We start from the raw sequence: 26,545 nt of genomic DNA on the forward strand, positions 1-26,545 counted from the left end.
CTCAGTCGTGGACGGGCCGGTCGCTGAGCCTGTGGTCGGCCACGTTCAGTGCCTCGTCCAGGAGCCGGCGCAGATGGCCGTCGCGGAGCGAGTAGACGACGCGGCGGCCCTCCTTGCGGGTGCTCACCAGCCCCGCGAGCCGCAGCCGCGCCAGGTGCTGGCTGACGGCGGGCCGCGCCGCCGCGCACGCCTCCGTGAGAGTCGTGACGTCGGCCTCCCCTCTGGTCAGGGCGTGCAGCAGGGTGAGGCGGGTGCGGTCGCCTAGGAGGGCGAGAAGTTCGGCGGCGAGCGCGAACTGTTCCTCGCCCGGGCTGCGCGGGTGCGCATCGTGCGCAGGTGACAGGTGCATGCGTGCGCTCATACGCACATAATGACGCCGTGGGCGCTCCCGCGTCCAGCTCCAGTACCGGAAGGGGAGTCACGTGAGCGACCGGCACGAACACCACCATCACCACCATGGACCCGCCTCCCCCGGCCTGCGCCACCGCCTCGCCCACCTCCTCACCCCCCACTCCCACGAGACCGCCGACAAGCTGGACCCGGCCCTGGAGTCCTCGGCCCGCGGCATGCGCGCGCTGTGGGTGTCGCTGGCGGTGCTGGGCGCGACGGCGCTGGCGCAGGCGGTCGTGGTGCTGGCCTCCGGGTCGGTCGCGCTGCTCGGCGACACGGTGCACAACACCGCGGACGCGCTGACCGCCGTACCGCTCGGCATCGCCTTCGTGCTGGGCCGCCGCGCCGCGACCCGGCGCTTCACCTACGGCTACGGGCGCGCCGAGGACCTGGCGGGCATCGTGATCGTGCTGACGATCGCCGCGTCCGCGGCCTTCGCGGCGTGGACGGCCGTCGGCCGGCTCCTCGACCCGCGCCCCGTCGCGCACATCCCGGCCGTCGCCGTGGCCGCCCTGGTCGGATTCGCGGGCAATGAGTGGGTGGCCCGCTACCGCATCCGGGTCGGCCGCGCGATCGGCTCGGCCGCGCTGGTCGCGGACGGGCTGCACGCGCGTACGGACGGTTTCACCTCACTGGCCGTGCTGCTGGGCGCGGGTGGTGCGGCGCTGGGCTGGCAACTGGCCGACCCGATCGTGGGGCTGGCGATCACGGCCGCGATCACGCTGGTGCTGCGGGACGCGGCGCGCGAGGTGTTCCGGCGGGTGATGGACGCCGTGGACCCGGCGCTCGTGGACCGCGCCGAGCAGGCCCTCGCGGAGGTCCCCGGGGTGTGCGGGGTGGGCGAGCTGCGGTTGCGCTGGATCGGCCACCGGCTGCGCGCCGAGGTGGCGGTCGTCGTGGACGGCGAGGCGACGGTCCGCGAGGCCCACCGCATCGCCGTCGACGCCGAGCACGCCCTGTTGCACGCCGTGCCCCGCCTCACCGCGGCCCTGGTCCACGCCGACCCGGAGCCGGCCCCGGGCGAGACGGACCCGCATCTGGCCCTCGCCCACCATGCGGCGCCCTAGGGGGGGGTCCGCACAGTCGCGCCTGCCCCGCGACGCCCGGCACGCTCCCCAAGCTGCTGCGGGCAGGGGGACCCCCACTCGCTAGGACTGGGCGGTCCCCAGCCCCTCCAGCACCACCGCGCCGGGCAGTTCCGCGAACGCCTTCCCCGGCACCAGCAGCTTGCCGCGCCGCCGTCCGCTGCCGACCAGTACGTACGGCAGGTCGACGACGGCCGAGTCGACCAGCACCGGCCAGCCCTCGGGCAGTCCGATGGGGGTGATGCCGCCGTACTCCATACCGGTCTCCCCCGTCGCCGTCTCCATCGAGGCGAACGAGGCCTTGCGGGCGCCGAAGTGGCGGCGTACGACGCCGTTCACGTCGACTCGGGCGGTGGACGGCACCACGCATGCCGCGAGGGTGGTCTCACCGGCGCGCTTGGCCGCGACCACGACACAGTTCGCGGACTGCTCAAGCAGCTCCCGGCCGTAGTGCTCGACGAAGACGGCCGTGTCGGCCCACTGCGGGTCGGTCTCGACGTAGACGATCCGGTCGGCGGGGACGCTGCCGCTCCAGTGCCGTACGGCGTCGGCGACCGGGCGGGTCAGCTCGTCGAGGCAGCCGGGCGCGGGCCTGGCGTTGTCGAAGTGTCCGATGGGTGCGTCCATGACCGCACGCTAACAGCACGGCCGCGGGCGGCTCAGCGCACGGGCGGGACCGAGACGGCCATGATCATCTCCATCGGCACCTCGTCGCTGTTGCCGTACATGTGCGGGGCGTTGGCCTCGAAGGAGACGCTCGCGCCCGCCGGGACCCGGTGCTCCACGCCGTCGACGGTGAGCGTCAGCTCCCCGGCGATGACGTGGAGCAGCTCGGCCGTGCCGCCGGGATGCGGATCGGAGGCGCTGCTCTCGCCGGGCATGAGGCGCCATTCCCACATCTCCAGCGGGCCGGGGGCCTCGGCGCCCGCGAGCAGCCGGTTGTAGCTGCCCGCCTCGGTGTGCCACAGCCGTACGGTCTGCTCGGCGGGGACGATCCGGACCTTCGGGCCCTGCTCGTAGTCGAGGAGCGTGGTGATGCTGACGCCGAGGGCGTCGCCGATCTTGACGACGGTGCCGAGACTGGGGTTGGTGCGTGCCTGCTCGATCTGGATGAGCATGCCGCGGCTGACACCCGCCCGGGCGGCGAGCACGTCCAGGGTGAAGCCGCGCACCGCGCGCCAGTGCTTGACGCTGCGCGCCAGGGACTGGGTCAGCAGGTCGAGGTCCGACACATTCCGTCCAATATGCTGGATGACAGAGTTCATTGCGCTGAACTATGGCGTTCGTCGTGCTGAACTACGGTGTGGTGCACCCGATCGTTCACCGAACTGTACTGCGAGGCGCGTCGCCGCTGCCGACCGCGGCACGACTCAGGCCTCGGCCTCCAGCTCGGCCAGCCTGGCCGTCGTCTCCTCGTCCAGCTCCGACAGCGCCAGCAACTGCTCCGGCGTGACGCCCTCGGGTATCGGCACCGGCGCCGGGGTCCGCAGGGGCGGCTGCCAGCCGTCGGCGGGCGTCCACCGCCGTACGACCCGGGCGGGCGCGCCCGCCACGACGGCGTGGTCGGGCACGGCGCCCCGGACCACCGCACCGGCGGCCACCACCACGTTCCGCCCGATCCGCGCGCCCGGCAGGATCACGGCACCGGTGCCGATCCAGCACCCGGGCCCGATCTCCACCGGCTCCATCCGGGGCCACTGCTTGCCGATGGGCTCGTGCGGATCGTCGTAGGAGTGGTTGGTGGAGGTGACGTAGACGTACGGGCCGACGTAGCAGTCGCTGCCGATGGTGACGGTCGTGTCGGCGATGACATGGCTGCCGCGGCCCAGCACGACTCCGTCGCCGATGCGCAGGATCGGCTCCGGGCCGAGGTCGAGGTCGGGCATCAGACCGGCGGTCAGGGTGACCTGCTCGCCGATGATGCAGTGGGCGCCCAGGTGGATCCACGGTTCGCCGAAGACCGTGCCGAGCGGGAAGGCCAGCCTGGTGCCGGCTCCCATGGCGCCGAAGCGGAACCGTCCCGGATGCTCGGCGGTGACGGAGCCCGTGCGCTGCACCCAGGCCCAGCCCGCGTGGACGGCCCGCTGCGCGAGGCGGCGCCCCCAGGACGAGAACGTGTTCTTGCTCTTCGGCACCCGCTCACGGTACTCAGCGGGCGGCGCGGTCATGCGGCAGGACTGCTGTGATCTTCGCCCCACCGGGTGGCGTACGGTGCCGTTGTTGTCGACGACGAGGAGAGAGCGATGGCGCACAGGGCGTTGATCACGGGCATCGGCGGCAAGGAGCCGACGATCGACGGGGAGGCGTTCGTGGCGCCGACGGCCTCGGTGATCGGGGACGTGACGCTTCGGACGGGGGCGAGCGTCTGGTACGGGGCGGTGGTCCGCGGCGACGTCGAGCGGATCTCCGTCGGGGCGCAGAGCAACATCCAGGACAACTGCACCCTCCACGCCGATCCCGGTTTCCCCGTCACCATCGGCGAGCGGGTCTCCGTCGGCCACAACGCCGTGGTGCACGGGGCGACCGTCGGGGACGACTGCCTGGTCGGGATGGGGGCGACCGTGCTGAACGGCGCGGTGATCGGGGCGGGGTCGCTGGTCGCCGCGCAGGCGCTCGTGCCCCAGGGCATGGAGGTGCCGCCGGGCTCGCTGGTCGCCGGGGTGCCGGCGAAGGTCAGGCGGGAGCTGACGGAGGAGGAGCGCCAGGGCATTTCGCTGAACGGCACGATGTACGCCGAGTTGGCGAAGGCGCACCGGGAAGCGCATGCGGAGGACCGGCAGTAGGGCGTCTCAGTCCGCGGCGGGGAGGGGCTCCGCTTCCGCCTGGTGCTGCTCGGCCTGTGTCTTCCTCGCCTTGCGCTTGAGGACCAGCATCGACGTGACGCCGATGAGCACGGCCAGCACCAGGCCCAGCCACGAGAAGCGCTTCAGCCAGGACTCGGCGACGATGCCGACGTAGTAGATGACGGCGGTCGTGCCGCCCGCCCAGAGGATGCCGCCGAGGACGTTCGCGATCAGGAACTTCCAGTACGGCATCCGCAGCACGCCGGCGAGCGGGCCGGCGAAGATGCGCAGCAGGGCGACGAAACGGCCGAAGAAGACGGCCCACATGCCCCACTTCTCGAAGGACTTCTCGGCGGTGGCGATGTGCCCCTCGCTGAAGTGCTTGGGGAACTTCTTGCCGAGCCAGGCGAGGAGCGGGCGTCCGCCCTTGCGGCCGATGGCGTAGCCGATGGAATCACCGACGACGGCGCCGACACTGGCGCACGTACCGAGGATCACCGGGTCGATGCCCGCGTGCTGGGAGGACAGCAGGGCGGCCGAGACCAGGATGATCTCGCCCGGCAGCGGGATGCCCAGGCTCTCCAGACCGATGACCAGGCCCACCACGGCGTAGACGGCTGCCGCGGGCACCGTGTCGAGCCACTCCTGGACGTGCAACGCCGGTTCCTCCCCATGTCGCATCCCTGCGGTCCCGGGAAGCCTACCCGGTCACCTGGCGGCTCCGGCGTCCCATGGAACGCGCCGGTGTCTCCTCTGCACTCCGTCACCATACGTTTGACGCTCCGACTCCGCTCATGGACGATCCCGGACCGTGACGAAGAGCAACGAACAGGCCCGGCACGACCAGGAGCGGACGCCCTCCGCCGCCCGCCCGCTCGCCTTGATCACCGGTGTGGGACGCACCGTCGGTATCGGCGCCGGCATCGCCCGCCGGCTGGCGGCGTCGGGCTGGGACATCGCGTACACCTACTGGGGCGCCTATGACGACCGCATGACCTGGGGCAGAGAGCAAGGCGCCGCTGAAGCGGTCGGTCGGGACCTGGCCGAGCAGGGCGCGTCGAGCGTGGCGATCGAGGCGGACCTCGCCGACCCGGAGGCGCCCGGACGCGTCTTCGACGAGGTCGAGGAACGGCTGGGCGGGGTCACCGCGCTGGTGATGTGTCACTGCGAGTCGGTCGACTCCGGGCTGCTCGACACCACCGTGGAGAGTTTCGACCGGCACTTCGCCGTCAACGCGCGCGCCACCTGGCTGCTGATCCGCGAGTTCGGGCGCCGCTTCACCGCGGAACGGGGAACCGGCCGGATCATCGCTCTGACCAGCGACCACACCGTCGGCAACCTGCCCTACGGAGCGAGCAAGGGGGCACTCGACCGCATCACCCTGGCCGCCACCCACGAGTTCGCCCACCTGGGCGTGACCGCCAACGTGATCAACCCGGGGCCGGTTGACACGGGGTGGATGACCGACGAGATCAAGGCGGAATGCGTCCGCCACACCCCCCTCGCCCGGCTGGGCACCCCGCAGGACACCGCGCACCTCGTGGACTTCCTGTGCTCCCGGGAGGGCGGATGGATCAACGGCCAGTTGCTGAAAAGCAACGGTGGTATCGCCTAGCCAGGTGTGCTGTCCAGGTGCGTCGGGCCCGGCGGGCTTGGATTGCACTGAACCATTTCCTTCCAAGCCGCAGAGCACACGGCGAAACGCGCGTCCGTCGGAAAGCAGGTGCCTGATTGGTGCATACCTTCCGCGAGCCCGGCTTTTGCCCTCTCGCGGGGACGTCACCCTCGCACAGGCGTGTCACAGGAAACAAGGAGTGCGAATGACCGGGATTCAAAAAGCCGGAATTTCAGATAAGTTACCGGCGGTATCCGCACCGGCATTCGAACTCTCCGGGACGGCGCGTTCGACTTGTGCCCGCCAAAAGCCCGTCGGCACACGAAATCTCCCACCTCCGAGGGCGCCGGACGACCGCCGCGCGACCCACAGCGATCTCCCATGTCCCTCTCGGCGTACTCCCATCCCGCCACGCCAGCATGGGCCGCATGATCGTCCCCCACTCTTCGACCGAGTCCACCCCCGTCCGCACCGTCCGCAAGGCGGTCGTCCCGGCCGCCGGGCTCGGGACGCGGTTCCTGCCCGCCACCAAGGCGACGCCCAAGGAGATGCTGCCGGTCGTCGACAAGCCGGCCATCCAGTACGTGGTCGAGGAGGCGGCCGCAGCGGGACTCGACGACGTGCTGATGGTCACCGGCCGGCACAAGCGGGCCATCGAGGACCACTTCGACAACGCCTTCGAGCTGGAGCAGACCCTCGCGGCCAAGGGCGACACCGTACGACTGGACGCGGTGCGCGACCCGGCCCGCCTGGCCAGCATCCACCACATCCGGCAGGGCGACCCCCTCGGCCTCGGGCACGCCGTGCTGTGCGCCCGCCGGCACGTCGGCGACCAGCCCTTCGCCGTTCTCCTCGGCGACGACCTGATCGACCCGCGCGAGACCCTGCTCAGCCGCATGCTCGACGTCCGCGAACGGCACGCCGGCAGCGTGGTCGCCCTCATGGAGGTTCCCGAGGAGCAGATCCACCTTTACGGCTGCGCGGCCGTGCAGCCGACCGGGGAGGACGGAGTCGTCCGCGTCACCGGCCTGGTGGAGAAGCCGTCATCACAGCAAGCACCCAGCCGTTACGCGGTCATCGGCCGCTATGTCCTCGACCCCGCGGTCTTCGACGTCCTGGAGCGCACCGAGCCGGGCCGGGGCGGGGAGATCCAGCTGACCGACGCCCTCCAGGAACTGGCCACGGGCGGCACGGTGCACGGGGTCGTCTTCGACGGACTGCGCTACGACACCGGCGACAAGGCCGACTATCTGCGCACGGTGGTACGGCTCGCCTGCGACCGGCCCGACCTGGGGCCCGAGTTCATGGCGTGGCTCAAGGAGTTCGTCGGCAGCCTGGCAGGAAGCGGCGCCGGCGAGGAGGCCGGGGGCCGACGGCTCGCGGCCTGACCGGAGGGCCTGGGCCCTGGCCGGGACGGATGCCCGACCGGGGCCGCCGCTCACGCTCCGACCGAGGCTCAGCCGTTGGGGCGCAGGGTCCAGACGACGGTCATCTCACCGGTGACGGCGCCGTCGCCGCGCTGGATGGCGATGGACACGGGGAACTCGGGGCGCTGTCCGGCGTCGAGTTCGGCGACGACCTCCGCGGCGGGGCGGCCGAGCGTGGCGGTGGCCGTGACGGGGCCCATCGCCAGCTTCTTGTAGGCGATCTCCGCGCGGACCGCGAGCGGCACGGCACGCGAGAGCTGGTCCCCGAACGCGGCGAGCACGATCGCCCCGCTCGCCGACTCGCCCAGCGTGAACATCGCTCCGGCGTGCGGCCCGCCGACGTGGTTGTGGTACTCGCTCTGGTCGGGCAGGGCCACCACGGCCTTGGCCGGCGTGGTCTCCAGGAACTCCAGGTTCAGGGTCCTGGCCATCGGCACCGTGGCGGCGAGCATCTCGCCGATCGACATCTGGTCTGCGCTCATGGCGCGAGGTTACCCGCGAGTAGCCTCGCCTGGCCAGATCTGTGCGCCTCCGAGCGCTCCAGAGCTGCCTTTGCTACGTCCCTGACAAGCCCCGGTGACCGAATCGTGTCCCCGGCGGCACTAGGGTTGCTGGCCATGTGGCCAGGACAGCAGCCGCCCGGGGGCGAGCAGAACCCGCAGAACAACCCGTACCAGCAGCCGGGGTACCAGCAGCCGAATCCGTACCAGCAGCCCGGCTACCAACAACAGCCCGGCTACCCGCAGCAGTCCGGCTACCCGCAGCCCAACCCCTATGCGCAGCAGCCGCAGTGGGGCGCTCCCCAGCCGGCGGGGGCTCCGCAGCCGCCCCAGGGCGGTGGGGGCGGCAACCGGACCAAGCTGGTCGCGATCGTGGCGGCCACGGCCGTGGTCGTCGCCGCGGGCGTCACCGGTTTCCTGGTACTGGGCGGCGACAAGGACGACACGGCGGGCGGCGGCGGGGACGACAAGCCGTCGGCGAGCGCGTCCACGAACACGTCCCCCGAGCCCACGGCGACCGCCTCCGAGGACAATCCGCGGGGCGGTGAGGCGGAGAAGGCGACCGTTCCGGGCTGGAAGGTCGTCGTCAACCCCAAGTGGGGCACCGCCTTCGACGTCCCGGCGGACTGGACGGTCGACACTCCCGGTACGTTCATCGGCTTCGAGGACGAGGACGGCAAGGCGCTCATCGGCATGTCGGCGCCCGCCTACTTCAAGGAGAAGTGGTGCACGTCCGACCCCGACAAGGACGGCCGGAGCAGCGACAGAAGGCTGGCGGCGGCCGGCACCAAGGGCCAGGACGGCGCCAAGAACACCGACGACATCGCGCGCAACGACTCGGCCTGGTGGGTCTTCGGCGGTTACACCGACCAGAAGGACGCCTCCAAGAAGCTGCTCACCCTGGTCAAGCCGAAGGCGTTCACCACGGCGTCCGGCGTCAAGGGCAGCGTCGCGGCGGCTTACTCCTCGGGCGTGCCGAAGAAGGACAAATGCGACTCCGACGGCAAGGCCACCACGTTCGCCTTCAAGAACTCGGCGGGTGACTTCGTCTCCTGGACCTTCTACGGGGCCAAGGGCGTCAAGGACGAGGTGCCCGAGAAGACGATCATGAAGATCCTCAGCACGGTACGGCTGCACGGCGAACCGACGGGCTGACCTCAAGAACGGGCTGACCTCAAGAACGGGCCGGCCTCAAGAACGGACTGACGGAAAAGAGGTGGCAAGGCGGGGGCCGGGCGGCGATAGTCGCCCCGTGACCTCCGCCGCCGCCTCCCGCCGACGCCCCCGCACACCCCTCTGGGCAGGGCGCAACTACAGCCTGCTGACCGCCGCCGCGGTCGTCACCAACCTCGGCAGCCACGGTGCGCTGATCGCCGCCGCGTTCGCCGTGCTGGACGCGGGCGGCGACGGCGGCGACGTGGGTCTGGTGGCCGCCGCCCGCACCCTGCCGCTGGTGCTGTTCCTGCTGATCGGCGGCGCCGTCGCGGACCGGCTCCCACGGCATCGCGTGATGGTCGCGGCCAACGCCCTCAACTGCCTGTCGCAGGCCGCGTTCGCGGCGCTGGTCCTCGCCGGTGAGCCGCACCTGTGGCAGATGATGCTGCTGACCGCGCTCGGAGGCACCGGCCAGGCCTTCTTCAGCCCGGCCGCCGAAGGCATGCTCATGTCCTCGGTCGACGGCGAGCAGGCCGCCCGCGCCTTCGCGGTGTTCCGGATGGCGATGCAGGGTGCGGCGCTCGGCGGTGCCGCAGTCGGCGGCGCGATGGTCGCCGCGATCGGCCCGGGCTGGGTCCTGGCCGCCGACGCGGCGGCGTTCGCGCTCGCCGGGGCACTGCGGGCCTTCCTCGACGTGAGTCACATCCCGCCGCGCGCACCGGGCGGCGGCATGCTCGCCGACCTCCGGGACGGCTGGCGGGAGTTCGCCGGGCGGCCGTGGCTGTGGAGCATCGTCGTCCAGTTCTCCATCGCCAACGCGGTCGTCGGCGCCGCCGACGCGGTCTACGGCCCCCTCGTCGCCCGCGACCACCTGGGCGGCGCGGGCCCCTGGGGCCTGGCCCTGGGCTTCTTCGGCGCGGGCACGGTCGCCGGCGCGCTGCTGATGACCCGTTGGAAACCCCGCCGCCTGCTGCTCGCGGGCACCCTGTGCGTCTTCCCCCTGGCCCTGCCCTCCGCCGCGCTCGCGGTGCCGGTGCCGGTCGGTGTGCTGTGCACGGTGATGTTCGTGACCGGGGTGACCCTGGAGGTGTTCGGCGTCTCCTGGATGACCGCGCTGCACCAGGAGATCCCGGAGGACAAGCTCTCCCGGGTCTCGGCCTACGACTGGTTCGGCTCGGTGGCGCTGGTGCCGCTGGCGACGGCGCTGGCGGGCCCGTCGGAGTCGGCGTTCGGGCGGACGGCGTCGCTGTGGGGCTGCGCGACGCTGGTCGTGGTGATGACGGCGGCCGTGCTGTGCGTGCCGGACGTGCGGAACCTGCGCCGGAGGAGCAGGCAGGTGGCACAGGGCGGCGGGAGCGAGTCAGCCGATGCCGAACGCCCCGTCGGGGGGCTCGGGTGACGGTACGGCGTCCTCGTCCCGTACCGGCCGGGCGTCGCCGATGAAGTCCCGCAGGGCGGCGCCGTGTCCGACCCGGGCGGGGAAGGCGTCGGCTGCGGTGAGCCGGGTCAGGGCGGCGGTGTCGACGGGCCGGTGTGCGGCGACGAGCACGGCGTTGCCGAAACGACGGCCGCGCAGCACGCCCGGCTCGGCGATGAGCACCAGCTCCTCGAACACCGCACCGAGTGTCGCGAGTTGCGAGCGCAGGAAGGCGAACGGCGCCGCGTCGGGAAGGTTGGCCAGGTAGACGCCGTCGGCCCGCAGCACCCGCCCGGCCTCGCGGACGTAGGCGACGGAGGTCAGGTGCGCGGGGACGCGGGAGCCACCGAAGACGTCGGCGACCAGGACGTCGGTGGAGTCGGCGGGGGCGGTTTCCAGCCAGGCTCGGGCGTCCGCGGCGTGCAGGCGCATATCGGCGCCGACCGGGAGCGGCAGGTGCTCGGCGACGAGCTCCAGCAGCCCCCGGTCGGCCTCCACCACGTCCTGCCGGGAGCCGGGCCGGGTCGCGGCCACGTACCGGGGCAGCGTGAGCGCACCGCCCCCGAGGTGCAGCACGTCCAGTGGCCGCCCCGGCTCCGCCACGGTGTCCAGGACGTGCCCGAGCCGCCGCGCGTACTCGAACTCCAGATGCGCCGGCTCGTCGAGATCGACGTACGACTGCGGGGCCCCGTCGACGGTCAGCAGCCAGGCGCGCTTGCGGTCGATGTCGGGCATGAGCTTGACGGTGCCCTGGTCGGTGACCGCGGTGACGGGCATGGGTTCGTTCACGAGGACCATTGTGACGCGCCCCAAAGGGCCGCGGGGCTGTGTCGATATGCGGCTCCGCCGCCTGGGCGTGACCAGCTACAACGGCCCCGCAGCCCCCCATGCGCAGATCCCCTCTCACAGAAGGGCCGTCACGGTCCCCGCCCCGACGGTCCGCCCACCCTCACGGACGGCAAAACCGAGGCCGGGCTCCAGAGGCACCGCACGCCCCAGCTCGACCGCCATGGCGACCGTGTCACCGGGCAGGGCGACGGCGACCTCTCCCAGGTCCACGGAACCCACCACATCCGCGGTCCGGATGTAGAACTGCGGCCGGTACCCCGTGGCGACGGGCGTCGTACGCCCGCCCTCCCGCGACGACAGCAGATACACCTGCGCCGAGAAACCACGGCGGGGCACCACACTCCCCGGCGCGGCCACGACATGCCCCCGCCGGACGGAGTCCCTCGGCACACCGCGCAGCAGCAGCGCCACGTTGTCCCCGGCCTGCGCCTCCTCCATGGGCTTGCCGAAGGTCTCCAGCCCGGTGACGACGGTCTCCACGTCCGCGCCGAGCACCTCGACCCGGTCGCCGACCCGGACGGTGCCGCGCTCCACGGCGCCGGTCACCACCGTCCCCCGGCCGGTGATGGTCAGCACGTTCTCCACCGGCAACAGGAACGGCGCGTCCAGATACCGCTCCGGCATCGGCACATACGTGTCCACCGCGTCGAGCAGCGCCTCGATGGACGCCGTCCACCGCGGGTCGCCCTCCAGGGCCCTCAGCCCCGAGACCCGTACGACGGGCACGGTGTCGCCGCCGTAACCGTGCGCGGTGAGCAGCTCGCGGATCTCCAGTTCGACGAGGTCGGCGAGCTCCTCGTCCCCCGCGTCGGCCTTGTTGAGGGCGACGACGATGTGGTCGACGCCCACCTGCCGGGCGAGCAGGACGTGTTCGGCGGTCTGCGGCATGATCCCGTCGAGCGCGGAGACGACGAGGATCGCCCCGTCGAGCTGTGCGGCGCCGGTGACCATGTTCTTGACGTAGTCGGCGTGGCCCGGCATGTCGACGTGCGCGTAGTGCCGCGTGTCGGTCTCGTACTCGACGTGCGCGATGTTGATGGTGATACCGCGCGCCGCCTCCTCCGGCGCCCGGTCGATGCGGTCGAACGGCACGAACGTGCCGGTGCCGCGCTCGGCCAGCACCTTGGTGATGGCGGCGGTCAACGTGGTCTTGCCGTGGTCGACATGGCCCATGGTGCCGATGTTCAGGTGCGGTTTCGTACGGACGTACGCCGTCTTGGGCATGGCTGTACCTCGAAGCGTCTCGTGGTGAACGTGGCGTGGACCCCGGGGAGCTGCCCGACCCTCCCCCTGCGGGGTCCGCCGGACGAACCGGAGAGGGTCAGCTTCGGGCGCCGTCGGCAACAGCCGTGAGGACGGCGACGGCAGCCTTCGGGGCATCCGCGACGGCGGATGCTGCGAGGACGAAGGCGTGCCGGAACATGACGCCGATCCTCGTCGGCACCGCGCTACAAGTCGAATGATTTTTCGATCCCTGTGACGCTCGTGAGACGAACCATACGGCGATCACACACATGTGTCGGTTAGTGTCGCCGGATGCTCGATGCCACCACCCGCTCTGGCGGCACCGGCACGGCCTCTCCCCGGGCCGCCGCCACAGCCATGCCCGTCCCACCCGTCACCACCACGGGATTCACCGCCCGCTGCAGCAGAGTGCTGCTCTCGCCGTGGTCGCGGCTGTCCCTGCTCGTCCTGCTGCTCGCCTCGGCCGCGTCGGTCGTGCTGCTGTTCGAGCCGCAGAAGGTGCTGACGGACGGCTGGCCACAGCAGCTCGGCGGAGCCGCGGCGGTGGTGGCGTACGCGGTGGCGTACGGGCTGTGCACCGTGGCGTTCGTGCCACGGCCGCTGCTGAACCTGGCGGCCGGTGCGCTCTTCGGCTCCCAGCTGGGCACAGGTTCGGCCCTGGCGGGCACGGTCCTCGGCGCCGGCATAGCGTTCTGCCTCGGCCGGGTGCTGGGCCAGGACGCCCTGCGCCCGCTGCTGCGGGGCCGGTGGCTCAAGGCCGCGGACGGGCAGCTGAGCCGTCACGGCTTCCGTTCGATGCTGGCGGCGCGGCTGTTCCCGGGTGTGCCGTTCTGGGCCGCGAACTACTGCGCCGCCATCTCCCGCATGGGTCTGCTGCCGTTCCTGCTCGCGACGGGCCTCGGGTCCATCCCGAACACGGCCGCGTACGTCGTCGCCGGTGCCCGCGCCTCGACGCCGACGTCCCCGGCCTTCCTGATCGCGCTGGCCTGCATCGCCCTGCCGGGGCTCGTCGGCGCGGTGGTGGCCTGGCGCAAGCGCCACCACCTGCGGGGCCACTGACGGCCCGTTACACCCGTTCCAGAACCATCGCGTTGGCCAGCCCGCCCGCCTCGCACATCGTCTGCAGGGCGTACCGGGCGCCGCGCTCCCGCATCGCGTGCACCAGAGTCGTGGTCAGACGGGTGCCGCTCGCGCCGAGCGGGTGGCCGATGGCGATGGCCCCGCCGTGCACGTTGACCTTGGCCAGATCGGCGCCCGTCTCCTGCTGCCAGGCCAGGACCACGCTGGAGAACGCCTCGTTGACCTCGAACAGGTCGATGTCGTCGAGGCTCAGGGACGCCCTGCGCAGCACCTTCTCGGTGGCCGGGACGACGCCGGTCAGCATCAGCAGCGGGTCGGAGCCGGTGACGGCGAAGCTGTGCAGCCGGGCGAGCGGGCGCAGCCCGAGGCGGGCCGCGGTGTCGCCGGACGTGATGAGCACCGCCGAGGCACCGTCGTTGACGGGGCTGGCGTTGCCCGCGGTGACGTTCCACTCGATCTGCGGGAAGCGTTCGGCGAAGGCCGGGTCGTAGTAGGCGGGCTTGAGGCCGGCGAGGACCTCCGTGGTACTGCCCGGCCGTACGCACTCGTCGTGGGAGACGCCGTCCAGTGGCGCGATCTCGGCATCGAACAGTCCGGCGTTCCATGCCGCGGCCGCCTTCTGGTGCGAGGAGACCGCGAAGGCGTCCATCCGCTCCCGTGAGATGGACCACTTGGCGGCGATCAGCTCGGCGCTGATGCCCTGCGGAACGAGCCCCTCCGGGTAGCGCTCGGCGACCCCGGGGCCGAAGGGGTCCTTGCCGGGCGGCACGTTCGACCACATCGGCACCCGGCTCATCGACTCCACCCCGCAGGCGACGACGAGGTCGTAGGCCCCCGCGATGACACCCTGCGCGGCGAAGTGCACGGCCTGCTGGGAGGAGCCGCACTGACGGTCCACCGTCGTCGCGGGGACCGACTCCGGGAATCCGGCCGACAGGGCGGCGTAGCGGGTGGTGTTCATGGCCTGCTCGCCGACCTGGTCGACGGTGCCGCCGATGACGTCGTCGATCAGCGCCGGATCGACGCCGGAGCGCTCGACGAGGGTGCGCAGGGTGTGGGCGAGCAGCTCCACGGGGTGGACGTGCGCGAGGGCGCCGTTCTGCTTGCCCTTGCCTATGGGCGTGCGTACGGCTTCGACGATGACTGCGTCACGCATGATGCGGGCCTCCTTGGCCGCCGGGGCGATGACCGGAGCGGTCTCCTGGGCGTTTTCTCCTGGGCGATTACTGGTGAGTAGGAAATCCGAACTCACCATAGCTCGCCAGGTTGGAAAATCAAACCCATGAGCGTGCATGCGGGTTGGAAAAACGGACCCTCCCCTAGACTGGCGTCATGGCCGCCACCAAAGACCCCCGCCCCTGCTCGATCGCCGACACCCTCGCACTCGTCGGCGAGAAGTACTCCCTGCTCGTCCTGCGGGAGGTGTGCCTCGGCAACGGCCGTTTCGACCAGCTGGTGCGCAACATCGGGGCCCCGCGCGACATCCTGGCCACGCGGCTGCGCCGTCTCGTGGACGCCGGGATCCTGACCAAGCGGCCCTACAGCGAGCGCCCACAGCGCTTCGAGTACCTGCCGACCCGGGCGGGGCTGGAACTGGAGCCGGTGCTGCTGACCCTCATGGCGTGGGGCGACCGCCATCTGCGCGGGGACGACGACCGCCCCATGGTGCTGGAGCACGTCTGCGGCCACGAACTCGTCCCGGTCGTCACCTGCCGGACCTGCGGCGACACGGTCCACCACGACGACCTGACCGCCCATCCGCAGGTGCCCGGGTGGACGGTGGGGGGACCCACCGCGGCGTGAACCGCACCTCGGGCGCGGTCCCTCGGGTGTCCGGTATTCGAAACCCCTGTGCCCGGCCTGTCACCGAGGGGCGCTACGCTGCCCCTCAGCACTCCCGATCACCGCACGCGGCGGTTCGGTGTGCCCGTCGCCCGTTCCTCGCCGGCTCTTGGACTCCGTAACTTCATGTCTTGGTTTGAATCCCTCATCCTCGGACTCGTCCAGGGGCTGACCGAGTTCCTCCCCGTCTCCTCCAGCGCGCATCTGCGGCTGACTGCGGCCTTCTCCGGCTGGAAGGACCCGGGCGCCGCCTTCACGGCGATCACGCAGATCGGCACGGAGGCCGCCGTGCTGATCTACTTCCGCAAGGACATCGGACGGATCCTCTCGGCCTGGACCCGCTCGCTCACCAACAAGGCGCTGCGCAAGGATCCCGACGCGCGGATGGGCTGGCTCGTGATCGTCGGCTCCATCCCGATCGGCGTGCTCGGCGTGACGCTGAAGGACCAGATCGAGGGGCCGTTCCGGGACCTGCGGATCACCGCGACCATGCTGATCGGCATGGGCATCGTCCTGGGTATCGCCGACCGGCTGGCCGCGCGCGACGAGATCGGCGGTCGGCACCGCGCGCCCAAGCAGCGCAAGAGCCTGCAGGACCTGGGCGTCCGGGACGGCCTGATCTACGGCCTCTGCCAGGCCATGGCCCTCATCCCCGGCGTCTCCCGCTCCGGCGCCACCATCAGCGGCGGTCTGTTCATGGGCTACAAGCGCGAGGCCGCGGCCCGCTACTCGTTCCTGCTCGCCATTCCCGCGGTGCTCGCCTCGGGTCTGTTCGAGCTCAAGGACGCGATGGAGAGCGACCACGTCTCCTGGGGCCCGACGATCTTCGCGACCGTCATCGCCTTCGGCACCGGATACGCCGTGATCGCCTGGTTCATGAAGTTCATCTCGACCAAGAGCTTCATGCCGTTCGTCTGGTACCGCATCGCCCTCGGCGTGGTCATCATCGTCCTGGTGACGATGGGCGCCCTGAGCCCGCACGCGGCGGAGTCGGCGGGCTGACCTGACCCCATGTGATCCCGGTCTCGTGACCAAACCCATACGGATCGGGTAGCCGTCCGGTAGCGCACTGTCAGTGCCTGCCCCTAGGCTTGTCGGCATGTCCCCCGATTCCGTGACCCCTGGTTCCGTGCGGTCTGCTGCCGAAGTCAACGAGCAGATTCGAGCCCTGTGGCGGCGTGCGGGCGGGTCCCTCTCGGCCCAGGAGCGCGAGGAGTACGAGCTGTTGGTCGTCGAGTGGGCGACCGCGCTCCGCGGTGAGGTCATCGAGGCGGCCTAGGCGACGCACCGGCGCCCGGGCCCGTCAGCGATCACCTCGCCTCAGGCCCGCAGATGCGCGAGTACGTCCTCGTCGACCGGGTACGGCCGTTCCTCGGGCAGCAGCCCGGCGGCGCGCTGGAGTTCGCCCGCCCGCACCAGCGCGTGGACCTCCGAGGCGAGCGGTGTGACGTCCTCGATGCCCACGATCCAGTCGTCGGCGTACCGGGCCGCCGCCTGCCCCGCGAGCCCCAGCTGAAGCGACCGGTAGGGCAGCGGGTTGAGGTGCAGGTCCCGTTCCGGGTCCCACTGCACGCGCGCGGGGGCCCGCCGCAACTGCCGCTTCCAGGCGGCGCTGTCGCCGTGCAGGGCGGGGACGTGGTGCGAGAGGCAGGCGTTGCGCAGCGCCCAGAGGAATCCCTCCCGGCTGATCTCCACCGCAAGGACCGTCTCCTGGCCTTCCTTCGCGCCCCAGCCGCAGCGGTACATCATCCACAGAAAAGACGGCTTGATCCACGTCATGCGGTCGCGCTTCCAGGACGCCGGGAAGCGGCCGTTCCGGGCGGCGGGGCGGCCGATCTCCGGCCGGTAGGCCTGGTAGACGGTGACCGTGGACTCCGTATGCCGGGCGCGGATGCGGAACTTGGGCTCCTGCTGATCATTCACAGGGACAGAATCCGTCCTGGCGACCGCCACGGCCACCGATTATCGTCGGGGCCCTTGGCGCCGGCGGTCCCATGCCCAACACTGAGCCGATGACGCAGCGTGTGGAGCTCGCGACCGTGAGGGACCGGCTGGCCGTCGACGAGCTGATCACCGACTACGCGGTGGCGGTGGACGACGGCGACTGGGAGGCGTACCGGAAGCTGTTCGCCCCGGACGGGCGGGCGGACTACCGGTCGGCCGGAGGCATCGAGGGTGACGCCGGGAAGGTCGCCGCGTGGCTCGCCGACAACCTGCGGCTGTTCCCGGTACGGCAGCATCTGATCGTCAATCGCCGCGTGCGTTTCGGCCTGTGGGAACAGGACACTGGGGACACGGCCCAGGTCCAGGCCGACTACGTCAATCCGATGGGCTTCGTCGGCCGGGACGGGGGCGGCCCGGCCGCACCGGACCTCGTATGCGGCGGCCGGTACGCCTTCGGGCTGCTGCGGACGGGCGACGGCTGGCGGCTGAGCGAGGTGGTCGTGCGGGAGAAGTGGCGGCACATCGCCGACCGCGAAGCCGCACCTGTGATCAACTGAGCCGGCGCGTCTGGTCCTAGATCGTCCGCAGGGCGCACACTGGAAGCACCACGGGGTAGGAGGCGCCCATGAAGACGCTCGGCCACTGGCTCGCCTCCCCGTGGCGGCGCTCGGCCGCCGCCGTACTGGTGGGCGCCCTGCCCGTACTCGCCTTCCCGCAACCGTCCCTGTGGTGGTTCGCCTACGTCGCGCTGGTCCCCTGGCTGCTGCTCGCCCGCTCGGCGCCGACCGGGAAGCGGGCGGCGTACGACGGCTGGTGGGGCGGCTTCGGGTTCATGCTCGCCATGCACCACTGGCTGCTGCCGTTCCTGCACGTGTTCACGTTCGTCATCGCCGCGCTGCTCGGCGCGCTGTGGCTGCTGTGGGGCTGGCTGGTGCGCCGCCTGCTGGCCGGGACGCCCTCGCGGGGTCGGGTCGCGGCCGCGCTGGTCGTCCTGCCGTCGGGCTGGCTGGCCGTCGAACTCGTGCGGTCCTGGCAGGGGCTCGGCGGCCCCTGGGGCATGCTCGGCTCCAGTCAGTGGCAGGTCGAGCCGGCGCTGCGGCTGGCCTCGGTCGGCGGCGTGTGGCTGCTGAGCTTCCTGATCGTGGCCGTCAACGTCGCGGTCGCCGTCCTCGTCGCACTCCCCCGGGCCCGCGTGCCCGCCGTGGCCGGCCTGGTCGCCACCGCCGCCGCCACTTCCGGCGCCTGGGTGGCATCCCCGCGCCCCGCCGTCGACGACACGGCCAGGATCGCCGTCGTCCAGCCGGGCGTGGTGACCGGCGGGGACCGCCGGTTCGACCGCGAGGAGCAGCTGACCCGCCGGCTCGCCGGCCAGGACGTCGACCTGATCGTCTGGGGCGAGAGCAGTGTCGGCTTCGACCTGGACGACCGTCCCGAGTACGCGCACCGGCTCGCGGCACTGTCCCGCGAGACCGGCGCGGACATCCTGGTCAACGTGGACGCGCGCCGCTCCGACAAGCCCGGGATCTACAAGAGCTCGATCCTGGTCGGCCCGGACGGCCTCACCGGCGAGCGCTACGACAAGATGCGGCTCGTCCCCTTCGGCGAGTACATCCCGGCCCGCTCACTGCTGGGCTGGGCCACCTCCGTCGGCAAGGCGGCGGGCGAGGACCGCAGGCGCGGCACGGAGCAAGTGGTGATGAACGCGGGGAACGGCCTGCGCTTCGGCCCCATGGTGTGCTTCGAGACCGCGTTCCCCGACATGACCCGCCGTCTCACCAAGGGCGGCGCCGACCTGCTGATCGGCCAGTCGTCGACGTCGACGTTCCAGCAGAGCTGGGCCCCGGAGCAGCACGCCTCGCTCGCCGCCCTGCGCGCCGCCGAGACCGGCCGCCCGATGGTGCACGCGACGCTGACCGGGGTCTCCGCGGTCTACGGCCCGAGCGGACAGCGCATCGGCCCGTGGCTCGGCACCGACGCGAGCACCGCACAGGTCTACGAGGTTCCGTTCGCGCACGGCACCACGCCGTACGTCCGCTTCGGCGACTGGACGGTGCACGCGGCCGTGCTGATCCTCGCCGTCTGGGGCGTCACCGAGGGCGTACGGACGCTGCGGCTCAGGCGGACCGCTCCTGAACCGCGCGTACCACCCGCTCGCACAGCTCATGGGTCTCCAGCGCGTCCCGGGCGCTGAGCACCTTCCCCGCACGCACCGCGTCCAGAAAGGCCAGTGCCGCCTGCTCGATGCCGCGCTGCCGGGCCACCGGCACCCAGTCGCCGCGCCGTCGCAGGGTCGGCTGCCCCTTGTGGTCGATCACCTCGGCGAGGTTGACCACCTGCCGTTTGCTGTCCTGCCCGGAGACCTCCAGGACCTCCTCCGCCGAGCCGCTCAGCCGGTTCATCACGCCGAGCGCGGTGAAGCCGTCCCCGGCGAGCTGCAGCACGACGTGGTGGAGCAGGCCGTTCTCGACGCGGGCCCGCACGGTCACGTCGTCCACGGGGCCGGGCACCAGGAAGCGCAGGGTGTCGACGACGTGGATGAAGTCGTCGAGGATCATCGCGCGCGGCTCCTCGGGCAGCCCGATCCGGTTCTTCTGCATCAGGATCAGTTCGCGCGGGTGGTCGGCGCACTGCGTGTACCCGGGCGCATAACGCCGGTTGAAGCCGACGGCGAGGGAGACGTTCCGCTCCTCGGCGAGCGCCACGAGCCGCTGGGAACCGGCCAGTTCGTAGGCGAGCGGCTTGTCGACATAGGTCGGCACGCCCGCCTCCAGCAGCCTGCCGGCGATCTCCGGATGCGCCACGGTCGGGGCGTGCACGAAGGCGGCGTCGAGATCCGCGGCGAGGAGGGAGTCGAGGTCGTCGTGCCGCTGTCCGGCGGGGAGGTGGAGGCCGTCGGCGACCCGGGCGAGCGTCGCGGGCGTACGGGTCTGCAGGTGCAGCTCGACGCCGGGCTGGAAGGCGAGCACCGGCAGGTAGGCCTTCTGCGCGATGTCGCCGAGTCCGATGCAGCCGACCTTCACGGGGTCTCCCTACCGCTCGCCTGTGCCTGCTCCGACCGAAGCATACGGCTGCTGCGGGGGCCGCCAGTCGGCGATGCCGTCGAAGCCGCGCAGGAACAGCGCCGGTCCGGTCCTGGACAGCGCGGCGACCGCCAGATTGCGTACGGCGATCCCGGCGCGGTTGGTCATCAGGTTGAGGCGGGCGACCTTCAGGGCCCTGCGTGCGACGGCGGTCGTACGGGGGAGGCGGGCGGCCGTGTAGGCGGGGAGGTCGTCGCAGTGGTGGGCGAGCACGATGGCGTCCTCGATGGCCTGGTTGCCGCCCTGCCCGAGCGTCGGCGGCATGGCGTGCGCGGCGTCGCCGAGGAGGGCGACCCGGCCGCGGTGGTAGGAGGGGAGCGGCTCGGCGAGGTGGTGGACGTCGTGGCGCAGGACGTCCTCGGGGCGGGCGGCGGCGAGGACGGCGGGGATCGGCGCGTGCCAGTCGCCGAAGCGGCGCAGCAGCTCGGCCTTCTCGTCGTCGCGGGCACGCTGTGCGGCGGGGGCGACGGCGGCGGCGTACGCGTAGACCCGGCCGTCCTTCAGGGGGTGCGTGCCCCAGATGCGGCCCCTCCCCCAGGTCTCGTGCGAGGCGAACCGCACGCCGGGCACCAGGATCACGACTCGCCAGGTGGTGAAGCCGGAGTGGACGTGACCGGGGTGGTCGGGGAAGAGCACCCGGCGCACGGCGGAGCGGACGCCGTCCGCGGCCACGACGAGGTCGGCCTCCAGCTCGCCGTCGGGTGTGCTCACACGGGCCGGGCGGCCGGTGTCTCCGGGGTCGGTGACGGTCGCGGGGCATGCCGTGCGGACGGCGTCCGAGGGGAGCCGGGCGGCCAGGCCCGCGATGAGGGTGGCGCGGTGCAGCAGGACCAGGGGGCCGCCGAAACGCTCCGCCGCCGCGTCGGCGCTCGCGCGGGCCAGCCACCGCCCGCCCGGGGTGCGCAGCCCGCCGTCGCCCTGCCAGGCGGCCAGGTCGCGGATCTCCTCGCCGAGGCCGACGACGTCCAGGGCGCGCAGGGAGTTGGGGGCGAGGGAGATGCCCGCACCGGCCGGCTCCAGGGACGGCGCCCGTTCCAGCACGGTCACCTCCCAGCCGCGCAGCTGCAGGGCCGTCGCCGCGGTGAGGCCACCGATCCCACCGCCGATCACGACGACCCGCCTCGACTGTGCCATGGCTCCTCCTCGATCGGTACTACAGATGTAGTTCGATGACATCGCCGACCTTACTACAGATGTAGTGAGAGAGGTAGGTTGACGTCCATGTCCGTACGCACCGCGGGCGCCGCGCGCGCCGATCTCGTCGCCGACACCGCTCTGGCCCTGCTCGCCGAGCGCGGCATGCGCGGGCTCACCCACCGGGCGGTCGACGAGGCGGCCGGCCTTCCGCAGGGCTCCACGTCCAACCTCGCGCGCACCCGGCAGGCGCTGCTGGAGCTGGCGGTGCGGCGCCTCGCCGAGCGGGAGGCGCGTGTGCTGGCGCTGCACGAGATGCCGGACCCACGCGCCGGCCTGGACTCCCTGGTGGACGCGCTGGCCCTGGCGACGCACCGCGCCCTCACCCGGAACCGCGAGCTGACCCTCGCCCGCTATGAACTGGCCCTGGAGGCGACACGCCGCCCGGAGCTGCGGTCCTACTTCGACGCGACCGGCGCGCGCTTCCGCGACCAGCTCGGCGCCCTCGTCACCGCGATGGGCTCGACGGACCCGGCCCGGCATGTGCTGTCGCTGGTGGCCTGGGCGGACGGGCTGATGTTCTCCTGCGTGGCCGGGTCGTTCAGCGCTCAGGTGCCACGCCTGGAGGAGGTACGGGCGGGGCTGCGCGAGCTGCTGAGCGGCATGCTTCTCGACTGAAAACTCATGGTGTGGGTCGGGCGAGGTGGGTGACGATACGGAGATGACCACCGAACGACATGAACCCGCCAACACCGCCGACGAACGCACCATGCTGGAGGGCTGGCTGGCCTATCACCGGCAGACCCTCGCGTGGAAGTGCGAGGGCCTGAGCGACGCGCAGCTCAGGACCGCCTCGGTGGAGCCGTCCGAACTGTCTCTCATGGGTCTGGTGCGGCACATGGCGGAGGTGGAGCGGGGCTGGTTCCGCAAGGTACTCGCGGACGACGACGCCGGCCCGATCTACTACAGCGAGGCCGACCCGGACGGCGAGTTCCACCTCACCGAGGCGGACACCTGGCAGGAGGCGTACGCCACCTGGCAGGCCGAGATCGAGATCGCCCGGCGCAACGCGGCCCGCTTCGGTCTGGACGACATCTCCGAGGGCAGGCACCGCCGCACCGGCGAGCGGTACAACCTGCGCTGGATCTACACGCACATGATCGAGGAGTACGCGCGGCACAACGGCCACGCCGACCTGATCCGCGAGCGCCTCGACGGCGCCACCGGCGACTGACGTCACCCTCGGTATGCGAGAAACCCCCGTGCGGGGACGGAGATCACCCGTACGGGGCATCCTGCGGTGCTCCGCTGTACCCGAAACGCGCCGGAGTCAGCAGAGTGGCGCGGGTGCATCGAACGACGACCACCGCAACGCTCCTGGTGACCGTGGCTGTCTCGGCCCTCTCCGGCTGTATGACCGTCCGGCACCCGCCCGTGCCCGGCCCGCCGACGGCGTTACGTCCACCGGCGGCCCCGTCCGCGCCGGTGGTGCGGCGTCCGGACGTCCGGTCAGGGCCGCAAGTCGTGCAGGCCCCGGCCCGCGAGGCCCTGGAACTCATCGTCTCCTCCCGGCGCCCGGAACGGACCCCGCCCACGGCCGCACCGGAGGGTACGGCCCCCGCCGGGGCCCCGGCGCCCTCGCCGAAGCGGAAACCGCCCGCCGCTCGCCCGAAACCGCACCCCCGGCCGGACCGACCCCGCCCCCGCGAACTCGTACCCCCTCACCCGCAATGGCCGCACGCCGAGATGCCCGACACCGCCGAGTCGGTCCGCAAGAACGTCCGCAGGAACACCGACGTGTGCGCGCTCGGCAGAAAGTACGGCGGCTGGCGGGCGGACAGCCCGGAGGCGACGATCTGCCGGCAGACGTACGGCCGCTGAGCGACCGCCGCTGAGCTACGGCCGCTGCCGCGGCGGCGCCCAGCCGGACCCCCCGTCGCCCAACCGCGTCTCCAGCCGGCTGATCGCCGCCCACACCCCGTCCCCGTAGCTGTCGTCCCCCAGGGCGTCCGCCGCTCCGCGAGCCCGGCGCAGATGGGTGCGGGCCGCCTCGGGGTGACCGAGCTTGACGTAGTCGGCGGCGAGGTTCAGGTGCAGCGAGGGATAGAGGGCGCGCACGGCGAGCGCGCCCTCGTGCTCGGCCAGGGGGTCACCGGTGAGTTCCTCGGCGGCCGTCAGTGCCCGCAGGTCCCAGGCCAGCTCGTCCGCAGGGTCGTCCTGCGTGTCGGCCAGATAGTGGGCCAGCGTGCAACGGTGCAGCGGGTCGCCGTGCTCGCCCAGCTCCGCCCACAGGCCGAGGAAGCGGTGCCGGGCCTCCTCGCGGTCCCCGGCGTGGTGCAGCATGACGACCTGCCCGATCCGCGTCAGCACGGCATCCGGTGCCGCCTGCTCCGGTCCCTTGGCCACCGTGTCCTCCGCGCACTCGCCGGTCGTCCCGGACGACGCTAGCGGCAGCCATCGGCAATCCCGGTCAGGCGCCTCCGTACGACACGGGACCGGCCCGGTGGACCTGCCCCCGCGCCGCTCAGCCCAGGTTCGGCACGGCCCAGTCGATCGGCTCGTGGCCCTGCCGGGCGATCGCCTCGTTGATCTGTGTGAACGGGCGGGAACCGAAGAACTTCTTCGCCGACAGGGGCGAGGGGTGCGCGCCCTTGACCACCGCGTGCCGGGTCTCGTCGATCAGCGGCAGCTTCTTCTGCGCGTAGTTGCCCCACAGCACGAACACCGCCGGGTCGGGGCGGTCGGCCACCGCGCGGATCACGGCGTCGGTGAACTTCTCCCAGCCCCGGCCCTTGTGCGAGTTGGCCTCGCCGCCCCGGACCGTGAGCACCGCGTTGAGCAGCAGGACGCCCTGCCGGGCCCACGGCATCAGATAGCCGTTGTCCGGGATCGGCGTGCCCAGCTCCTCGTGCATCTCCTTGTAGATGTTCCGCAGGGACGGCGGGACCTTCACTCCCGGACGGACCGAGAAGCACAGACCGTGGCCCTGGCCCTCGCCGTGGTACGGGTCCTGGCCGAGGATGAGCACCTTCACCTGGTCGTACGGCGTGGCGTCGAGCGCGGCGAAGACCTCCTCGCGCGGCGGATAGACGGGACCCTTCGCCCGCTCCTCCTCGACGAACTCCGTCAGCTCCTTGAAGTAGGGCTGCTGCAGTTCGTCACCCAGCACGGCACGCCAGGACTCGGGCAGCATGGCGATGTCGGTCACGTCAACTTCCTTACGCTGTGCGGTCGCTTCAGGCCACAGAACCTACAGGCGACCACTGACAACGGACCCCACGGGCCGGAAGCCGACGCCGTCGACCCGTCCTGGCTACCAGCTGGTCTTCCTGTGCAGCTCCCACATCATCATGATCGTCGCCGGGTCCAGCGCCCGCTCCACGCCCGAGATGTCCTCGCTGGCGGCCGCGTACTGCTTGCCCTGCCACAGCGGCAGCAGCCGCGCGTCCTCCACGAGGATCTGCTGGGCCTCCTCGAACTCCTTCACCACGTTCCCGCGGTCGCTCTCGGCGCGCGACCGGGGCAGCAGGTCGTCGGTGATCCTGGGTTCCGGATACGGCGTACCGAGCGCGTTCTGCTCGCCGACGAAGGGCGCGATGAAGTTCTCGGCATCCGGGAAGTCGGGGAACCAGCCGCGCCCGAACACCGGGTATTCGCCCTTCTGGTAGCCCTCGACGTAGGTCTTCCAGGGGCGGCTCTTGAGAGTGACCTTGAACAGGCCGGAGTCCTCCAGCTGACGCTTGAGCTCGGCGAACTCCAGGGCGGTCTCGGAGCCGTAGCGGTCGGTCGTGTACCACAGGGTGAGCGGGACGGGCCCGCTGATGCCCGCCTCGGAGAGGATCTTGCGGGCCTTGGGGACGCTGGGGTCGCCGTAGTCGTCGAAGAAGCCCGTGGTGTGGCCGGTGAGGCCCTTGGGGACCATGGAGTACAGCGGGTCGACGGTGTCCTTGTAGATCTTGTGGGCGATCGCCGACCGGTCGACGACCTGCGCGACGGCCCGGCGCACGGCCTTCTTCTGCGCCCACGGGTCCTTCGGGTTGAACACCAGGTAGTTGATGTCGGTGCCGGAGCCCTCGATCAGCTGGATGTCCTGCTCCTTGGCCGTCCTGCCCTGGAGGTCGATGATGTCGCCGGCGGCGAGACCGCGGTAGGTCACCTGGATCTGCTTGTCCCGCAGCGCCTTGACCATGGTGCCCGAGTCCTGGAAGTAGCGGATGGTCACCGCGTCGTTCTCGCGCTTCGCGAAGCCCTTGTAGCGGTCGTTGCCGACCAGCTCGGCCTGCTTGCCCTCCTGGTACGACTTGAGGGTGTAGGGCCCGGAGCCGACGATGCCGCTGCTCTTGCGCAGGGAGTTCGCCGGGTAGCTGTCGGGGTCCACGATCGACATCGCGGGCGTGGCGAGCACGAACGGGAACGTGGCGTCGGGCTTGTTCAGGTGGAAGACCACCTCGTGCTCGCTGGGCGCCTGGACGCGGTCGAGGCTGCCCAGCAGGCCGGCGGGACCACCGTTGATGTTGATGTCCCTGATGCGGTCGATCGAGTACTTCACGGCCCGGGCGTCGAGGGTGTTCCCGTTGGAGAATCTCAGGCCGTCGCGCAGCTCGCAGCGGTACACCTGGTTCGACTTGTCGGTGAAGGCGCAGCTCTCGGCGGCGTCCGGCTGCGGCGTGGTCGCCCCGTTCGGATAGCTGAGCAAGGTCTGGTAGACGTTGCGGAACAGCTCCCAGGAGCTGTCCCAGGAGGCGGCAGGGTCCAGCGTGCTGGGGGCACTGGTCGTGCCCACGACGATCGGTCCCTCGTCCTGGGAGGCGTCCGACGACAGGACGCCGCACCCGGTGACCAGGGACGATATGGACGCGATGGCCGCCACGTTCCGCAGGCATCGGTTCCGGTTGAACACGCGCACGCTCCTCGATCTGCCGTACCAAGGGTCGGCAGACCATACCGCAGCGTTCCGCCCGCCGGACCTCCCAGGGAGCACGCCTCTTGATCGACTCGG

Annotated in this window: 30 protein-coding genes; 15 read left to right on the top strand and 15 right to left on the bottom strand. The window is 71.7% G+C overall.

Features of this window, described 5'->3' with window-relative positions; genetic code table 11:
- Position 1 precedes the first annotated feature (1 nt).
- Entirely contained in the window at positions 2 to 361 is a 360-nt protein-coding gene (locus NW895_RS35740) for a metalloregulator ArsR/SmtB family transcription factor (RefSeq protein WP_289941032.1), read from the bottom strand.
- Positions 362 to 422: 61 nt separating this feature from the next.
- Here NW895_RS35740 and NW895_RS35745 point away from each other — a divergent pair, with 61 nt between their 5' ends.
- Positions 423 to 1,457 carry a cation diffusion facilitator family transporter gene (locus NW895_RS35745; RefSeq protein ID WP_289941033.1) on the top strand — a complete coding sequence of 345 codons (1,035 nt, stop codon included), beginning with the start codon at positions 423 to 425 and terminating at the stop codon, positions 1,455 to 1,457.
- 81 nt (positions 1,458 to 1,538) lie between these two features.
- Here NW895_RS35745 and NW895_RS35750 read toward each other — a convergent pair whose 3' ends face one another.
- The 3 genes from NW895_RS35750 to NW895_RS35760 all read right to left on the bottom strand — a co-directional run bounded on the left by NW895_RS35750 (position 1,539) and on the right by NW895_RS35760 (position 3,610).
- Positions 1,539 to 2,102 (bottom strand): YbaK/EbsC family protein, encoded by a 564-nt coding sequence (locus NW895_RS35750; protein ID WP_289941034.1) that lies wholly within the window; start codon positions 2,100 to 2,102, stop codon positions 1,539 to 1,541.
- A gap of 32 nt (positions 2,103 to 2,134) precedes the next feature.
- Positions 2,135 to 2,707: an XRE family transcriptional regulator gene (locus NW895_RS35755; protein ID WP_289941035.1), complete on the bottom strand. Its 573-nt coding sequence runs from the start codon at positions 2,705 to 2,707 to the stop codon at positions 2,135 to 2,137.
- Between the two features lie 138 nt (positions 2,708 to 2,845).
- Positions 2,846 to 3,610 (bottom strand): acyltransferase, encoded by a 765-nt coding sequence (locus NW895_RS35760; RefSeq protein WP_289941118.1) that lies wholly within the window; start codon positions 3,608 to 3,610, stop codon positions 2,846 to 2,848.
- A gap of 108 nt (positions 3,611 to 3,718) precedes the next feature.
- Here NW895_RS35760 and NW895_RS35765 point away from each other — a divergent pair, with 108 nt between their 5' ends.
- Positions 3,719 to 4,258, top strand: a complete 540-nt coding sequence (locus NW895_RS35765; RefSeq protein ID WP_289941036.1) for a gamma carbonic anhydrase family protein — start codon at positions 3,719 to 3,721, stop codon at positions 4,256 to 4,258.
- 6 nt (positions 4,259 to 4,264) lie between these two features.
- Here NW895_RS35765 and NW895_RS35770 read toward each other — a convergent pair whose 3' ends face one another.
- Complete coding sequence (locus NW895_RS35770) at positions 4,265 to 4,915, bottom strand: DedA family protein (protein ID WP_289941037.1); 651 nt, start codon at positions 4,913 to 4,915, stop codon at positions 4,265 to 4,267.
- Between the two features lie 154 nt (positions 4,916 to 5,069).
- Between NW895_RS35770 and NW895_RS35775 the strand changes: the two genes are divergently transcribed.
- On the top strand, positions 5,070 to 5,873 hold the full coding sequence (locus NW895_RS35775; protein ID WP_289941038.1) for an SDR family oxidoreductase: 804 nt from the start codon (positions 5,070 to 5,072) through the stop codon (positions 5,871 to 5,873).
- A gap of 428 nt (positions 5,874 to 6,301) precedes the next feature.
- On the top strand, positions 6,302 to 7,261 hold the full coding sequence (gene galU, locus NW895_RS35780; protein ID WP_289941039.1) for a UTP--glucose-1-phosphate uridylyltransferase GalU: 960 nt from the start codon (positions 6,302 to 6,304) through the stop codon (positions 7,259 to 7,261).
- Between the two features lie 68 nt (positions 7,262 to 7,329).
- On the opposite strand, the gene NW895_RS35785 is transcribed toward galU, so the two are convergent.
- Positions 7,330 to 7,767, bottom strand: coding sequence for a DUF4442 domain-containing protein (locus NW895_RS35785; RefSeq protein ID WP_289941119.1), 438 nt, complete (start codon positions 7,765 to 7,767; stop codon positions 7,330 to 7,332).
- Positions 7,768 to 7,917: 150 nt separating this feature from the next.
- On the opposite strand from NW895_RS35785, the gene NW895_RS35790 reads away from it, so the two are divergent.
- Positions 7,918 to 8,955: a hypothetical protein gene (locus tag NW895_RS35790; protein ID WP_289941040.1), complete on the top strand. Its 1,038-nt coding sequence runs from the start codon at positions 7,918 to 7,920 to the stop codon at positions 8,953 to 8,955.
- A gap of 97 nt (positions 8,956 to 9,052) precedes the next feature.
- Positions 9,053 to 10,354, top strand: a complete 1,302-nt coding sequence (locus tag NW895_RS35795; RefSeq protein WP_289941041.1) for an MFS transporter — start codon at positions 9,053 to 9,055, stop codon at positions 10,352 to 10,354.
- Here NW895_RS35795 and NW895_RS35800 read toward each other — a convergent pair.
- Together NW895_RS35800 and tuf are read right to left on the bottom strand one after the other, a co-directional pair.
- Positions 10,316 to 11,161: a fused MFS/spermidine synthase gene (locus NW895_RS35800; protein ID WP_289941042.1), complete on the bottom strand. Its 846-nt coding sequence runs from the start codon at positions 11,159 to 11,161 to the stop codon at positions 10,316 to 10,318. The genes NW895_RS35795 and NW895_RS35800 overlap by 39 nt on opposite strands.
- Before the next feature lie 114 nt (positions 11,162 to 11,275).
- Positions 11,276 to 12,445 (bottom strand): elongation factor Tu, encoded by a 1,170-nt coding sequence (gene tuf / locus NW895_RS35805; protein WP_289941043.1) that lies wholly within the window; start codon positions 12,443 to 12,445, stop codon positions 11,276 to 11,278.
- Positions 12,446 to 12,757: 312 nt separating this feature from the next.
- Here tuf and NW895_RS35810 point away from each other — a divergent pair, with 312 nt between their 5' ends.
- Positions 12,758 to 13,525 (top strand): TVP38/TMEM64 family protein, encoded by a 768-nt coding sequence (locus tag NW895_RS35810; RefSeq protein ID WP_289941044.1) that lies wholly within the window; start codon positions 12,758 to 12,760, stop codon positions 13,523 to 13,525.
- Positions 13,526 to 13,532: 7 nt separating this feature from the next.
- Here the strand turns inward: NW895_RS35810 and NW895_RS35815 are convergent, their stop codons facing one another.
- Positions 13,533 to 14,702 (bottom strand): thiolase family protein, encoded by a 1,170-nt coding sequence (locus NW895_RS35815; protein WP_289941045.1) that lies wholly within the window; start codon positions 14,700 to 14,702, stop codon positions 13,533 to 13,535.
- A gap of 176 nt (positions 14,703 to 14,878) precedes the next feature.
- Between NW895_RS35815 and NW895_RS35820 the strand changes: the two genes are divergently transcribed.
- From NW895_RS35820 to NW895_RS35830, 3 genes are all read left to right on the top strand, one after another.
- A complete protein-coding gene (locus tag NW895_RS35820) occupies positions 14,879 to 15,349 on the top strand; it encodes a helix-turn-helix domain-containing protein (protein ID WP_289941046.1) in 471 nt (156 codons plus the stop codon).
- A gap of 165 nt (positions 15,350 to 15,514) precedes the next feature.
- The gene (locus tag NW895_RS35825) at positions 15,515 to 16,390 is read left to right on the top strand and encodes an undecaprenyl-diphosphate phosphatase (RefSeq protein ID WP_289941047.1); all 876 of its coding nucleotides are present in this window, start codon (positions 15,515 to 15,517) and stop codon (positions 16,388 to 16,390) included.
- A 97-nt stretch (positions 16,391 to 16,487) separates the two neighbouring features.
- Entirely contained in the window at positions 16,488 to 16,667 is a 180-nt protein-coding gene (locus NW895_RS35830; RefSeq protein WP_289941048.1) for a hypothetical protein, read from the top strand.
- A 41-nt stretch (positions 16,668 to 16,708) separates the two neighbouring features.
- Here NW895_RS35830 and NW895_RS35835 read toward each other — a convergent pair whose 3' ends face one another.
- Complete coding sequence (locus NW895_RS35835) at positions 16,709 to 17,311, bottom strand: DUF4291 domain-containing protein (protein ID WP_289941049.1); 603 nt, start codon at positions 17,309 to 17,311, stop codon at positions 16,709 to 16,711.
- A gap of 89 nt (positions 17,312 to 17,400) precedes the next feature.
- Here NW895_RS35835 and NW895_RS35840 point away from each other — a divergent pair, with 89 nt between their 5' ends.
- On the top strand, positions 17,401 to 17,889 hold the full coding sequence (locus NW895_RS35840; RefSeq protein ID WP_289941050.1) for a nuclear transport factor 2 family protein: 489 nt from the start codon (positions 17,401 to 17,403) through the stop codon (positions 17,887 to 17,889).
- A gap of 68 nt (positions 17,890 to 17,957) precedes the next feature.
- Entirely contained in the window at positions 17,958 to 19,523 is a 1,566-nt protein-coding gene (gene lnt, locus NW895_RS35845) for an apolipoprotein N-acyltransferase (RefSeq protein ID WP_289941051.1), read from the top strand.
- Here lnt and NW895_RS35850 read toward each other — a convergent pair.
- Both NW895_RS35850 and NW895_RS35855 read right to left on the bottom strand, forming a co-directional pair.
- Positions 19,447 to 20,352 carry a Gfo/Idh/MocA family oxidoreductase gene (locus NW895_RS35850; RefSeq protein ID WP_289941052.1) on the bottom strand — a complete coding sequence of 302 codons (906 nt, stop codon included), beginning with the start codon at positions 20,350 to 20,352 and terminating at the stop codon, positions 19,447 to 19,449. The two genes, lnt and NW895_RS35850, sit on opposite strands and share 77 nt — an antisense overlap.
- 9 nt (positions 20,353 to 20,361) lie before the next feature.
- Positions 20,362 to 21,546, bottom strand: coding sequence for an FAD-dependent oxidoreductase (locus tag NW895_RS35855; RefSeq protein ID WP_289941053.1), 1,185 nt, complete (start codon positions 21,544 to 21,546; stop codon positions 20,362 to 20,364).
- An 87-nt stretch (positions 21,547 to 21,633) separates the two neighbouring features.
- Between NW895_RS35855 and NW895_RS35860 the strand changes: the two genes are divergently transcribed.
- The 3 genes from NW895_RS35860 (at position 21,634) to NW895_RS41370 (ending at position 23,427) form a co-directional block, all read left to right on the top strand.
- The gene (locus tag NW895_RS35860; RefSeq protein ID WP_289941054.1) at positions 21,634 to 22,224 is read left to right on the top strand and encodes a TetR/AcrR family transcriptional regulator; all 591 of its coding nucleotides are present in this window, start codon (positions 21,634 to 21,636) and stop codon (positions 22,222 to 22,224) included.
- Between the two features lie 43 nt (positions 22,225 to 22,267).
- A complete protein-coding gene (locus NW895_RS35865; RefSeq protein WP_289941055.1) occupies positions 22,268 to 22,780 on the top strand; it encodes a DinB family protein in 513 nt (170 codons plus the stop codon).
- 512 nt (positions 22,781 to 23,292) lie between these two features.
- Entirely contained in the window at positions 23,293 to 23,427 is a 135-nt protein-coding gene (locus NW895_RS41370; RefSeq protein WP_354670153.1) for a hypothetical protein, read from the top strand.
- Positions 23,428 to 23,442: 15 nt separating this feature from the next.
- Here NW895_RS41370 and NW895_RS35875 read toward each other — a convergent pair whose 3' ends face one another.
- The 3 genes from NW895_RS35875 to NW895_RS35885 all read right to left on the bottom strand — a co-directional run bounded on the left by NW895_RS35875 (position 23,443) and on the right by NW895_RS35885 (position 26,446).
- Positions 23,443 to 23,952: a hypothetical protein gene (locus NW895_RS35875; protein ID WP_289941057.1), complete on the bottom strand. Its 510-nt coding sequence runs from the start codon at positions 23,950 to 23,952 to the stop codon at positions 23,443 to 23,445.
- A gap of 118 nt (positions 23,953 to 24,070) precedes the next feature.
- A complete protein-coding gene (ung, locus tag NW895_RS35880; RefSeq protein WP_289941058.1) occupies positions 24,071 to 24,754 on the bottom strand; it encodes a uracil-DNA glycosylase in 684 nt (227 codons plus the stop codon).
- 105 nt (positions 24,755 to 24,859) lie between these two features.
- Positions 24,860 to 26,446, bottom strand: a complete 1,587-nt coding sequence (locus NW895_RS35885; RefSeq protein WP_289941059.1) for an ABC transporter substrate-binding protein — start codon at positions 26,444 to 26,446, stop codon at positions 24,860 to 24,862.
- Positions 26,447 to 26,545: the final 99 nt, after the last annotated feature.

Source organism: Streptomyces sp. S.PNR 29 (genome assembly GCF_030386795.1).
Lineage (GTDB): Bacteria > Actinomycetota > Actinomycetes > Streptomycetales > Streptomycetaceae > Streptomyces.

What these genes read in the sequence shown, in the direction of transcription:
- NW895_RS35815 (WP_289941045.1), bottom strand. Translation starts at nt 14,702, where the DNA reads ATGCGTGACGCAGTCATCGTCGAAGCCGTACGCACGCCCATAGGCAAG.
- NW895_RS35840 (WP_289941050.1), top strand. Translation starts at nt 17,401, where the DNA reads ATGACGCAGCGTGTGGAGCTCGCGACCGTGAGGGACCGGCTGGCCGTC.
- NW895_RS35830 (WP_289941048.1), top strand. Translation starts at nt 16,488, where the DNA reads ATGTCCCCCGATTCCGTGACCCCTGGTTCCGTGCGGTCTGCTGCCGAA.
- NW895_RS35825 (WP_289941047.1), top strand. Translation starts at nt 15,515, where the DNA reads ATGTCTTGGTTTGAATCCCTCATCCTCGGACTCGTCCAGGGGCTGACC.
- NW895_RS35765 (WP_289941036.1), top strand. Translation starts at nt 3,719, where the DNA reads ATGGCGCACAGGGCGTTGATCACGGGCATCGGCGGCAAGGAGCCGACG.
- NW895_RS35865 (WP_289941055.1), top strand. Translation starts at nt 22,268, where the DNA reads ATGACCACCGAACGACATGAACCCGCCAACACCGCCGACGAACGCACC.
- NW895_RS35785 (WP_289941119.1), bottom strand. Translation starts at nt 7,767, where the DNA reads ATGTCGATCGGCGAGATGCTCGCCGCCACGGTGCCGATGGCCAGGACC.
- NW895_RS41370 (WP_354670153.1), top strand. Translation starts at nt 23,293, where the DNA reads ATGCCCGACACCGCCGAGTCGGTCCGCAAGAACGTCCGCAGGAACACC.
- NW895_RS35860 (WP_289941054.1), top strand. Translation starts at nt 21,634, where the DNA reads ATGTCCGTACGCACCGCGGGCGCCGCGCGCGCCGATCTCGTCGCCGAC.
- lnt (WP_289941051.1), top strand. Translation starts at nt 17,958, where the DNA reads ATGAAGACGCTCGGCCACTGGCTCGCCTCCCCGTGGCGGCGCTCGGCC.
- NW895_RS35740 (WP_289941032.1), bottom strand. Translation starts at nt 361, where the DNA reads ATGAGCGCACGCATGCACCTGTCACCTGCGCACGATGCGCACCCGCGC.
- tuf (WP_289941043.1), bottom strand. Translation starts at nt 12,445, where the DNA reads ATGCCCAAGACGGCGTACGTCCGTACGAAACCGCACCTGAACATCGGC.
- NW895_RS35810 (WP_289941044.1), top strand. Translation starts at nt 12,758, where the DNA reads ATGCTCGATGCCACCACCCGCTCTGGCGGCACCGGCACGGCCTCTCCC.
- NW895_RS35750 (WP_289941034.1), bottom strand. Translation starts at nt 2,102, where the DNA reads ATGGACGCACCCATCGGACACTTCGACAACGCCAGGCCCGCGCCCGGC.
- NW895_RS35855 (WP_289941053.1), bottom strand. Translation starts at nt 21,546, where the DNA reads ATGGCACAGTCGAGGCGGGTCGTCGTGATCGGCGGTGGGATCGGTGGC.
- galU (WP_289941039.1), top strand. Translation starts at nt 6,302, where the DNA reads ATGATCGTCCCCCACTCTTCGACCGAGTCCACCCCCGTCCGCACCGTC.
- NW895_RS35790 (WP_289941040.1), top strand. Translation starts at nt 7,918, where the DNA reads ATGTGGCCAGGACAGCAGCCGCCCGGGGGCGAGCAGAACCCGCAGAAC.
- NW895_RS35820 (WP_289941046.1), top strand. Translation starts at nt 14,879, where the DNA reads ATGGCCGCCACCAAAGACCCCCGCCCCTGCTCGATCGCCGACACCCTC.